Origin of the sequence: Roseomonas chloroacetimidivorans, assembly GCF_049629625.1 — a bacterium.
In the GTDB taxonomy this organism is placed as follows: Bacteria; Pseudomonadota; Alphaproteobacteria; order Acetobacterales; family Acetobacteraceae; genus Roseomonas; species Roseomonas chloroacetimidivorans.
Genome location: NZ_JBNBZS010000134.1, coordinates 1 through 10,313 on the forward strand (window position 1 = coordinate 1; position 10,313 = coordinate 10,313).

The following is a 10,313-nucleotide window of genomic DNA, read 5'->3' on the forward strand; positions in this document are numbered from 1 at the left end:
CGCCAGAGCGCGATCTCCTCGCGCTCGGCAAAGCTGAGGTGCCGCACAGAGGGCAGCTTCGACGACCGCGACAGGTGCGACGGAGCCATCCCGCCCGCCTCCCGGAACCACCGGAACCCGACCGGCTGCGATACCCCAACCTCCATCGCCGCGTCCTCGCTCGAAAGCCCTTTGGCAATCAATGCCCAGAACCGCCGCCGATGCTCCTGCCGCGTTACCGGCGGCCGACCCGGCGACCGCACCTTATCCCGCATGGCCCTATCCGAACGCCGCCGACCCGCCATCGCGCCACCCTCCGCCCTGGTGTTGCGACGACCATTGGAATCCACCCAATACGTTGGGATTCGATACACAGAGCGGCTGCTCAAGGCCGGTATCGAGCCCTCTGTCGGCAGCGTCGGAGATAGCTACGATTGTGAGAGTGTCGGAGCCGCCTGGGGGGTCTGACCCTTGCTACGATTGACCGCGTGTCATTGTGTTGACGTGTCGGCTCCCCAGGCGGTGCCTGACGGTCCGCCGAGACGTGACCTGATAGGAGCTTGAGGGTCCGTCCCGTCACAGTCCTGTCCGCTCGCGGCAAACCGTCAGGCTCTCACCATCTGGGAGCTACCTGGCATGAGCGAGACCAGCCCGACCGAGATCATCATCGGCGTCGACACCCACAAGGATGTGCATGCTGCCGTGGCCCTCAACGGGCTTGGCGCACGCCTTGGCACGAGGACGATCCCGGCGAACCCCAAAGGGTATCAGGAACTGGACGCCTGGGCGCGATCCTTTGGCCCGGTTCGGGCCTTCGGCATAGAGGGCACCGGCTCCTATGGAGCCGGCCTTTCGCGTTCCCTGCAGGCAGCAGGCCATACCGTCCTCGAGGTGAACCGCCCCAATCGCCAGCTCCGGCATCAGCACGGCAAGAGCGACCCACTTGACGCGGAAAGCGCCGCCCGCGCCGTACTCGGCGGCCAGGCTGACGCGCAGCCCAAGTCCGGCACCAGCTCAGCGGAAATGATCCGTCACCTCAAGGTGGCGCGTGATACCGCCGTCAAGAGCCGGTCACAGGCGATGATCACGCTGAGGACCATCATTGTCAGTGCTCCAGCCGCCCTCCGCGAGCAGCTCGACGCGATACCCGGCAGGATGGCACTGATCCGGCATCTGGCAGCCCTACGGCCGGGAGCGCTCACCTCGCGACAACGGCGACGGCCAAAGCCGCCCTGCGAGCCCTCGCTCGACGCTGGCTGGCGCTCGATGCCGAGATCAAGGCGCATGACCTGCATCTCGAGGCCATGACGACCGCCTGCGCCCCAGCCATGATGGAGGCCCACGGGATCTCGACCGGCACCGCGGCCGAAATGCTGATCCTTGTCGGCGACAACCCTGAGCGGATCCGCTCCGAAGCGGCCTTCGCCAAGCTCTGCGGCGCCTGCCCCATTCCTGCGTCGAGCGGCAAGACAACCCGCCACCGGCTCAACCGCGGCGGCCACCGACAGGCAAACGCCGCGCTCTACCGTGTCGTCATCGTCCGGATGCGCCATCACCAGCCGACCCTCGACTACGTCCGCAGGCGAACCGCCGAGGGCAAGGCCAAAATGGAGATCATCCGCTGCCTCAAGCGCTTCGTCGCGCGCGAGATCTTTGGATACCTCTGCGGCAATGAAAGGCGCCCTCCAGCCCGCGAAGCAGCCTCTTGACCGTTATAGGAGCATCAATTCGATGGCCGAGACGATCAATGGCCTGTTCAAGACTGAGGTGATCCGCCGACGCGGTCCTTGGCGCAACATGGAGGCTGTCGAGTTTGCAACTCTCGAATGGGTGGACTGGTTCAACAACCGCCGCCTCCTCGAGCCGATCGGCAACATCCCGCCGGCCGAGGCCGAAGTGCGCTACTATGCTCAGCTAGAGGCACCTGCCCTGGCCGCGTAACCCAAGCAAATCAGCCTCCGGCGAACCCGGGGCGGTTCACAGCGCCGTGCTGCCGCGCTACGCCCGGCGGACGCGCCAACTCGAGGCGCTGATCGCCGGCGCCTACCTCGCTGGGACCAATACGCGCCGGGTGCAGCGGGCATTGGCGGCGCTGTTCCGGGGCGCGCTGGGCAAGGACGTGGTCAGCCGGGCCTGGCGAAAGGTGGCCGTGGACTGGGAGGCCTGGGGCCGGCGCGACCTGGCGGGGGAGGAGGTGGTCCGCCTGATCCTGGACGGGACCGTGGTGCGGGTCCGGCTGGCCCGCAAGGCCACCTCGGTCTCGCTGCTGGTGGTGCTCGGCGTGCGCCGGGACGGGCAGAAGGCGCTGCTCACCGTGCGCAACATGGGTGGGGAGAGCGAGGCCGCGTGGCGGGCCGTGCTCGACGACGTGGTTGCCCGCGGGCTGCGGACCCCGGAGTTCCTGATCGTCGACGGCGCGGCCGGCCTCGAGAAGGCGCTGGCTGCCCTCTGGCCAGAGGTGCCAACTCAACGCTGCACGGTTCACAAGCACAGGAACCTTCTCGCCCACGCGCCGGAGCGGCTGCACGAGGAGATCTCGTCCGACTACACGGACATGATCTACGCCGAGACCGCAAAGGAGATCGAGGCCCGGCGCCGGGCCTTCCTGCGCAAGTGGCGGCTGAAGTGCCAGGCCGTCGCCGGCAGCCTCGAGGAGGCCGGCGAGGCGCTGTTCGCTTTCACCCGGTTGCCCTCCAGCCAGTGGAAGTCAGCGCGAACCACCAATGCGATTGAGCACCTGCATGAAGAGTTCAAGCGCCGAATCAAGCGCAGACCGTGCTGCCCTCGGCCGAGACAGCGGCCATGCTGTTCTGGGCGCTGCTCGCCTCCGGCCAGATCAGCATGCGCAAGGTCGATGGCTGGCAGAGCCTCGGTCAGCCGCCTGCCAGGAGCATGATTGACCTCGCCGCCTGAAGCAGTACCGTCATCGTGCCGGAGACACTGAACGCGATTTCCTACAGCCTTTGCGACGGCACCAGCAGTCGCCATCGCGACCCGCTACGACAAGACCGCCCGCAACTTCCTCGGCGCCATCCACCTTGCCGCAGCCTATGTCTGGCTCATCTGAGGACACGCAATGCAGGGGCAGAACGGTCGGAGGTCTGAAGTCAGCACAGTCGCGGTTTCTACATCGCCGGTGCCGTCACTGCTTGGTCTTCTGCACCTCGGACACTGCCTGCGCCAAGTGATCGATCAGCGGATCGCGGATTCCGAGACGCTGCAGGCCATCCTGGGTCTGGAACAGGTATTCCGCTGCTGTCCCGAGCTGTCCCTCAGCCGTCGCGAGACGCTGAATGGTCACGTCCTCGGGCAGTGCGGCATATTGCGGCCCGCTCCGGTTTATGGTGAAGGCGATCCCGCTGCCAAACACCCGTCCCGTGCTGTCATGCAGCGCTACCCAATGCGGGACATAGGCCCCCGTCAGCATCTCGCGCCGCCAGACGATGGAGAGCTCGTCGGTGAGCACATCCTCCGCTATGCGAAACGCAACGCCGGTGCAGCTTCCTCCACGGTCCAGTGCGAGCACCAGGCCTGGATTTTCAGGGGAGCCACGCCCCGCAGGGGTGGAGAGGCAGAAGGCTCTCTGCCAGCCCTCAACAGTGGCGACACGGCTTTCCACGTAGTGAATGATCGGATTCCAGATCAACGAGCCGTAACCGAAAAGCCAGACGGGTGAGCCATCGTCCGGGCGGGCGGCAAGTGTCTCCCGCAGGGATCTCTCGCGCTCCGCATCGGTCAGCACCGTTCCGCTGCCGGCATCGCGCACCATCCGTTCCACGGCCCCGCTTAGCAGCCTCTCACGTGTGAGGACGTGCGCCCCCGGACCTTCGCTCTCCGTTGCCTCTTCCGATCCGGCAGCCCTCTCGGGCACAGGTGGAACCTGGTCCTGAGCCCCGCATGGTTTGTCCCTATCCACGTCGGGAGGTAATCCGGCGGGTGTCAGAAAGGTCGGGCATGCGGGGTTGCCGGAGGCGCTTCGAGCGACGGACCCTTTGCTCGGTGGTACTGGAGACCATCTGTCTCATCCCCACGGGTTCATGTGAGAGCAGGTTCAAGGACAATTGGGCTGAACGCATGGTCTTGATTGACCCGGACTGATCCGTCCCGCACCAGTTCCAGCCCTGCGACCAGGGTGCTGGCGAGCGCCGCCCGGAGCCGGATCGGCCGGTCGGGCGTGTGTTCTAGGAGCGGCGGCAGGCAGCGCTCAATGGGCACACCGGCCGGGGTCTGCCGGAGCAGTTCGGTGATGCGCTTCAGGGCATCCGGGATGCGCCACAGATCGAGCGGGGCCGGGCGGTAACTGGCCGGCGGTTCGGTCCCCTGCCCGTCCCTCCCTTCCAGGAGGACGAGGGTGGCCTCCAGAAAGCTGACATAGAGCTCCGCCTGTGGTCTCGCCTGGGGTGGGGTGCTCCCTCCCCGGCCGAACACCACCCTCCCGAGCTGCGGCCGGGCGGCGAGCCAGTCGGCCCCCGCCCGCATGCGGGCGAGTTCGTCCAGTTGGGCCAGCTGCCGACTGGCCGCGGCCTCAGCCTCTTGCGCCTCCTCCGGGCTGGCGGGTGCGAGCAGCCCCGCCTTGAGCAGCAGGAGCTGGCTCGCCATGACCAGCCACTCCGCCCGGCGCTCGAGGCGAATGCGTCCACCACCATTCTCGATGGCCCCCACCAGCTGGTCGGTCAGGGCCAGGATGGAGAGCGGACCGAGATCGACCCGTTGGCGGCGCACCATCTCCAGCAGGAAGTCGAGCGGTCCCTCGAAGCCCTCCACGCTCAGATGCGGGGTAGCGTCGCCCTGGGAGGCTCGGCCCTCCCTCCCCTCCCCGTCGGGGCTCTCGGCCGGTGCCCTGAGGAGGTCGGCCTCAGCCACGCGCGACACGCCGGCGCCGGGCGCGGGACCTCCGACCCTTGCCTTCCTGAGCCGCCTCGCACCCCTCAGCCCCGGTACCTTCCCCCGCGCCCGGCGCGTAGTCCGGCCGCAGCTCGAAAGTGAGGTCGGGCCAGGCGCGGCGCAGGCGCGCGACCGACTGCCAGGGCGACCAGTCGGCGGACCAGAACCCCACCCGCATCTGGCCCATCCTCTTCTTGCGCCCGTCCAGCGTGCTCGGCAGCGCCCGGACGTGGCGAAGCGGCCGGGTTACGCCCCAGTGGGCGCGGAGCCAGTCCCGACTCGCCTCCTCCTCCGGCCCCAGGGCGAGGATCGATGCCGGGATCGGCAGGAGCCGGTGCAGGTCCAAGGGACAGGTTCGGTCCGTGGCCATGCGAGCGAGCGCGCGCCCGTGGTTCAGGGCGACCGCCTCGCGCAGGCGCCGCGCCAGGATCTTGGCACCCGAGAGGCTGATCGCCCGCACCCCGTCGGCGGGTGCTGCCATGGGCAGGAGGAAGTCCTCCTCCAAGGCGGCAAGGTCCAGCACCCAGGGGATCACGCCCGGCCCGGCCGCGGCCAGCTGGAAGCGCGCGACCCTCTCCGCCGGCCCGCTGATAGTCAGGATGTTGTGAAGCCAGTCCACCGGCTCGGGGGTGGGCTGCCAAGGGCGGTCGGGTGGGTCGGGCTCAGCCTCGATGAGGGCCGACGCGACGTCCCTCCCCTCATCGTCGTCCCGCCTCAGCGTTCCCGTCACAGGTCGAGCAGCCGCGCCGGGCTGTCCCGCGTGATCCGGGCCCGGCGGCGGTACCCTTGCGTCGTCGCGATGCTCTTCTGGCGGGTGTGGTGCATCACCTGCTCATCCAGCGCGCCCTTGAGATAGGCCTCGGTGATGAACCCCGCCCTGAGCCCGTGCGGGGAGAGGCGCTCCGTCTCATCCACCGTGAGTCGGGCCAGCTCCGCCCGCTTCCTCAGGATCTTCCACACCCCTTGCGGGCTCAGCCGATCCTCCAGCGCGCCCCCGGGGCTGAGCCGGCGAAACACCGCCCCCCACTCGATCCGGGTGCGGCGGAGCCATTCCTCCATCGCCCGCACCGGGCAGGAGAGCGGGTTCAGCCCGCGTGGGACGCCAATCGTCGCCCCCTCCCCCTCCCTGTCGCGCTTGGAGCGCGGGATGAACAGGGTCATCCCCTCGCCTGTGAAGCGCAGATGCTCGCGGTCGATCGCCACCAGCTCCGACCGCCGCAGGGCGCCGGCAAAGCCCAGCAGCAGCAGCGCCCGGTCGCGCAGGCCGGCGATGTCGGTCCCGCAGGCAGGCCGCGAGTAGCCGCTTCACCTCGGCCGAGGTCAGGGCCGCCGCCGGGCGCGAGGTCTTGCCGTGCGTCGCGAGAATGCCGCGCAGGGTTGCTGCAATCGCCGGGTGGCGCGTCTCCCAGGGATGCCCGGCCCCCCGGTGCTGGTGCGCGATGGCGGCGAGCCGCCGGCGCAGCCCGCTGCGCCCAAGCGTTCCGGCGAGGCTCGCGAGGTGGCCGGCGACCACCACCGGGGAGGCCGGGAGCGGAGAAATGCCGCCCGCCTCGCCCACCGGGCCAGCGAGCACAGCCAGCGCCTCAGGGGGGAGGACCTCCCCCACCAGGCGCCGAACGGCCGGAGGGAGCGGTCTGCCCCCGGCTCCGTCGGGTGGGGTCACGACCGCAGCCCCGGTCGGAAGGATTCAAGAACCTCAGACTTTGCTGTGTTCCGCGCGACCGTCGCATCCACTGCCCCAAGCCCCCCTGCCCCTCTCTCGGGCGAAGGCACGATAATGAGGAATTTTCCTACGAGGAGGGCTCGGCACGAGATGTATAATTGCCCTTCGCAACGCCCCGCCCAATGCTCAGGATTTCGGACGCCTCACACCGCTGAAAATTTTACAACAAGTCCCTGTAGACCGCCTAAGGGCGCAGCCAAGGGTCGCCTTCAGCCCGCCTTCCCTCCATCGTTGGCTGCTTCTATATGCATGCGTTGACAGCAACCGCAGCATAGAGGGCGTCATGGCTACCCTAACCGTCCGCAACCTCGACGACGACGTTGTCCGGGCGCTGCGTATCCGGGCAGCCGAGCACGGCCGATCCGCCGAGGCTGAGCACCGGGAGATCCTCCGGCAGATCCTGACTGGCGACCGCCAGCAAGCCCCCCGCGCAGCAGCCGCCGAGCGCTTGGCCGAGTTCCGCCGCCGGACCGCGGGCCGCGGTTCCGATACCGCCTCCGAGCTCCTTGAGCAATCGCGGGCAGGCCGGGCAGGGGGCCTCCTCCACGGCTCAGGCTCCCGGTGACGCTGGTCGTCGATGCCAGCGTTGCGCTGAAGTGGGTGCTGGAGGAACCGGATAGCCGTCTCGCCCAGGCGTTGGCCGAGGGTGAGGAGGAGGTCTTGGTGCCAGACTTCTGGCTCAACGAAGCCGCCAATGTCTGCTGGCTCCAGGTCCGCAAGGGCAAGTGGACGCCGGACGAGGCGAGGGAAGGCTTGGCGCTGCTACGCGCCCTGGTCCCGCCGACCGCCAGCGGTGACCTGGACCTCCACGAGGTCGCCCTCGACATCGGCCTAGCCGTCAACCACTCGACCTACGACACTCTCTACGTCGCCTTTGCGGTCGCCATGGGCGCCCGGGGCGTCGTGGTCGCCGACCGGCCGTTCGTCACCGATATGGCGCGCCACCCGGATCCGGCGCTGGCGGCCATGCTGATCCCGCTCGCCGAGTGGGGGCAGGGCAGGAGGCACGCATGACTGAAGACGAGATGGCCGCCATCCGTCAGCGGGCATTCCGGTAGGGTTAGGACCACCACAGCTATGGATGGTGAGGTTCTTTCAGATGGGTTCCGTTGCAAAGATTGCGTTGGGCATCAAATGGCCGGGATAGCGGGTAGGTCAGGCAGCAACTTGGAACAGTTCGGCGACGAAGCTGGCTTGGGCCCGCATGTCTCGTCCGCTGATATCTCGAACCTGCCCCTTCCTCACCATCGCCATCACCTCGTAGCCTGCCAGTGTTCGTCTCGCCGTCCAGAAGCCGCCGAAGCCAAGGCCCGGTCTGACCAGGCGTTTAACGCGCCGGTGGTCTTGTTCGATAGTCCAATCGCAAATGACAAAATCGGACCTGCTCGCTGGTCCGGTTTGTTGGCATCACGTAGCGGATTTCGACCTCCCCGTCGGTGACGATCACCCGGTCGATCAAGAGTTCCACCAAGGACCTTCTTTGCTCAAACGAGGCCTTGGCCAATCCCTGCTGGACCCGCTGGCAGAACTCCCCGATGGAGTGGGACAGCTTGGCGAGTTCCTGCTGCCTGTCCGCCTGCGCCTCGAGTTGCCGCGCCTGGTCCTCCAGCTGCTGCTGGCGGTGTTCGAGGTCAGTCCGGCGCCGCCGGTACTCGTCCAGCATGACCACCCCGGCGAGATAGGCCTCCGTCAGGCGCTCGAGCTGCTGCCCCAGGCTCGCCTGCCCACGCCGAAGTCCCTGCTGGCGCGCTTGGAGTTCCTGCGGCAGCCATTCTCCGCCATGCGCCCGCGCCAATGCTTGGGAGACCTGATCGGGATGGGTCAGCAACTCACAGAGATCCGCCCAGACCAATTCGTCCAGACGCTCGGCCGGGCTCAGCCGTGACGGGCATTTCTGCTCCCGGTGCGAGAACAAGGCGGGCAGCTTACCGGTGCAGGAGTAGTAGCGATGCTCGTGGATGGTGGCCCGGGCGAGACAGGCCAGACCACACAGGCCGCAGCTGACCAGGCCCCTCAAGAGGTAGGGGTGGGCCTTGTTGTTGCGCTGCGCGAAGCGTCGGTTGCTGGCCAGGCGTGCCTGCACGCGGTCGAACTGCTCCTGGCTGACCAGGGCCGGGATCTCGGCCACCAGGATCCATTCCTCACGCGGCGCATCGACCCGGCTCATGGCCGAGTGCTTGCGGGGGGCCGTGGCCGAGCGCCGCTCCAACGTGCCGCGGCGATGCCAGCGGTTGCCATAGACCCGTCCGGCATAGGCCGGGTTTGTCAGCAAGGCGCGAATGCTGGCCAGGTTCCAGCGCGCCAGCCCCGTCGAGGTGCGGATCCCGCGCTGCTCGAGCAGCCGTGCCAGCGAACAGAAGCTGTGCGCCTCCTCCGCATACCAGGCGAACATCTCGCGTACGATGGCCGCCTCGGCCTCCTCGATCCGGATGCCGGCCGGATCGCGTGGGTGGTCCGGATCGACCCGGTAGCCGAAGGGTGGTCGCGTCCAAGGCAGCATCACCCCCGCCTCCAACTTGCGCTGCCGACCACGGCGCATGCGCTCGGTGATCAGCGTCCGTTCATACTCCGCGACCGCGCCTCGGATCTGCAACAGCAACTGGTCGTGCGGGTCCTGGCTCATGGGGCGGTCGAGGAACCGCACCTCGCAGCCATGCCCTTGCAGTTCCTCCAGCAACAAGACCTGATGGACATAATTGCGCGCCAGCCGGTCCGGCGCCGTGATCAGCACCAGATCAAGGTGACGGGCGGCGGCGCGGTCGCGCAGGCGGTCCAGGCCTGGACGCCGCAGGGTCGCGCCGCTGTAGCCCTCATCGCGGAAGACGTGGCCGACTGGCACGTCCCAGCCTTGCTCCCGCGCGTAGCCCGTCAGCCGTTCCATCTGCTGCTCGATCGTCTGGGCCTGTGCCTGGCGCTGGGTCGACACGCGCACATAGAGAGCCACTCTCATGGCCATCCTCCCGCACGCCGCGGCCGCGCGACACGCCGACAGACCCGCCTGCCTGCTCCCCTGTCCAGGCCAGGATCTCCTAGTAGGCCCGGTCCCAGCGGCGCTGGCCGCTCGGATCCGGCTGCATCGTCCGGCGTAGGTTCCACTGGCATCGCATCTGTCCCTCCTGTCAGGAGAGCTTCAGCTGATGTCGCGCTCGCCCGTCTGGACCGGTCCCGGAGCGACAATCGAGACCAGCTCAGCCTCAGGCGCGCCCGACGCACCAAGCAGAACTTGTCATTTGCGATTAGGCCATCTCCACTATGTTATTGAGGAACTTGACCTGGCGTAGCCGCGAGCGTCGCCACAGCTCGCCGTCTTCCTTCATCTCTGTGACGGCGCACGGGTAGGCCGGGTTCTTGTCCACCGTGATCGTGCGCGGGTTCACCGTATGCGGCTGCCCTAGCGCCTTGCGAAAGAACCGCTTCGCGGCCTCAGCATCCCGCTTGGCTGAGAGCAGGAAGTCGATGGTCTGGCCGCGGCTGTCGACCGCCCGGTACAGGTAGGTCCAACGGACCGTCACCCGAACGTAGGTTTTCTCTATCCCGGCCGTGCCGGTCAAGGCGCTTTTATCTCATCCGAGTAGCTCCTCCCTCTGCGATGCTCGCCTGCTCTGCGATGCTCGCCTGCTGCATTCCATGCGTGGCTTGCCCTCTCGTTGCCTGCCTTCGTCGTGACGTGGTCCCTGAGGTGACAGTCTTCTCTACGTGCTCAGCGCCATCGGCCGGCACAGGATGG

General features: G+C 67.8%; 10 protein-coding genes and 3 pseudogenes. 6 read left to right on the forward strand and 7 right to left on the reverse strand.

Annotated features, from left to right (window positions below):
• Positions 1 to 284: pseudogene (locus ACO1BU_RS34205) on the reverse strand (IS30 family transposase); the annotation flags it as partial.
• A 331-nt stretch (positions 285 to 615) separates the two neighbouring features.
• Between ACO1BU_RS34205 and ACO1BU_RS34210 the strand changes: the two are divergent.
• The 4 genes and pseudogenes from ACO1BU_RS34210 to ACO1BU_RS34225 all read left to right on the forward strand — a co-directional run.
• The gene (locus ACO1BU_RS34210; RefSeq protein ID WP_424140383.1) at positions 616 to 1,287 is read left to right on the forward strand and encodes an IS110 family transposase; all 672 of its coding nucleotides are present in this window, start codon (positions 616 to 618) and stop codon (positions 1,285 to 1,287) included.
• Positions 1,284 to 1,688 (forward strand): transposase, encoded by a 405-nt coding sequence (locus ACO1BU_RS34215; protein ID WP_424140384.1) that lies wholly within the window; start codon positions 1,284 to 1,286, stop codon positions 1,686 to 1,688. The genes ACO1BU_RS34210 and ACO1BU_RS34215 overlap by 4 nt, the downstream gene beginning before the upstream one ends.
• 16 nt (positions 1,689 to 1,704) lie before the next feature.
• Positions 1,705 to 1,920: pseudogene (locus ACO1BU_RS34220) on the forward strand (integrase core domain-containing protein); the annotation flags it as partial.
• Positions 1,916 to 2,892: pseudogene (locus ACO1BU_RS34225) on the forward strand (IS256 family transposase); the annotation flags it as partial. The pseudogenes ACO1BU_RS34220 and ACO1BU_RS34225, both read left to right, overlap by 5 nt.
• A 229-nt stretch (positions 2,893 to 3,121) precedes the next feature.
• Here the strand turns inward: ACO1BU_RS34225 and ACO1BU_RS34230 are convergent.
• From ACO1BU_RS34230 to ACO1BU_RS34245, 4 genes are all read right to left on the reverse strand, one after another.
• Positions 3,122 to 3,748: a gamma-glutamylcyclotransferase gene (locus tag ACO1BU_RS34230; protein ID WP_424140385.1), complete on the reverse strand. Its 627-nt coding sequence runs from the start codon at positions 3,746 to 3,748 to the stop codon at positions 3,122 to 3,124.
• A 266-nt stretch (positions 3,749 to 4,014) separates the two neighbouring features.
• Positions 4,015 to 4,851: a segregation and condensation protein A gene (locus ACO1BU_RS34235; protein WP_424140386.1), complete on the reverse strand. Its 837-nt coding sequence runs from the start codon at positions 4,849 to 4,851 to the stop codon at positions 4,015 to 4,017.
• Entirely contained in the window at positions 4,835 to 5,593 is a 759-nt protein-coding gene (locus ACO1BU_RS34240; RefSeq protein ID WP_424140387.1) for a hypothetical protein, read from the reverse strand. The genes ACO1BU_RS34235 and ACO1BU_RS34240 overlap by 17 nt, the downstream gene beginning before the upstream one ends.
• On the reverse strand, positions 5,590 to 6,135 hold the full coding sequence (locus ACO1BU_RS34245; protein WP_424140392.1) for a tyrosine-type recombinase/integrase: 546 nt from the start codon (positions 6,133 to 6,135) through the stop codon (positions 5,590 to 5,592). The genes ACO1BU_RS34240 and ACO1BU_RS34245 overlap by 4 nt, the downstream gene beginning before the upstream one ends.
• Positions 6,136 to 6,869: 734 nt before the next feature.
• Between ACO1BU_RS34245 and ACO1BU_RS34250 the strand changes: the two genes are divergently transcribed.
• Positions 6,870 to 7,151, forward strand: a complete 282-nt coding sequence (locus tag ACO1BU_RS34250; protein WP_424140388.1) for a FitA-like ribbon-helix-helix domain-containing protein — start codon at positions 6,870 to 6,872, stop codon at positions 7,149 to 7,151.
• Complete coding sequence (locus tag ACO1BU_RS34255) at positions 7,148 to 7,600, forward strand: type II toxin-antitoxin system VapC family toxin (RefSeq protein WP_424140389.1); 453 nt, start codon at positions 7,148 to 7,150, stop codon at positions 7,598 to 7,600. The genes ACO1BU_RS34250 and ACO1BU_RS34255 overlap by 4 nt, the downstream gene beginning before the upstream one ends.
• A 313-nt stretch (positions 7,601 to 7,913) precedes the next feature.
• Here the strand turns inward: ACO1BU_RS34255 and ACO1BU_RS34260 are convergent, their stop codons facing one another.
• Together ACO1BU_RS34260 and ACO1BU_RS34265 are read right to left on the reverse strand one after the other, a co-directional pair.
• Positions 7,914 to 9,536, reverse strand: a complete 1,623-nt coding sequence (locus tag ACO1BU_RS34260) for a recombinase family protein (RefSeq protein WP_424140390.1) — start codon at positions 9,534 to 9,536, stop codon at positions 7,914 to 7,916.
• Between the two features lie 286 nt (positions 9,537 to 9,822).
• The gene (locus tag ACO1BU_RS34265; RefSeq protein WP_424140391.1) at positions 9,823 to 10,137 is read right to left on the reverse strand and encodes a DDE-type integrase/transposase/recombinase; all 315 of its coding nucleotides are present in this window, start codon (positions 10,135 to 10,137) and stop codon (positions 9,823 to 9,825) included.
• Positions 10,138 to 10,313: the final 176 nt, after the last annotated feature.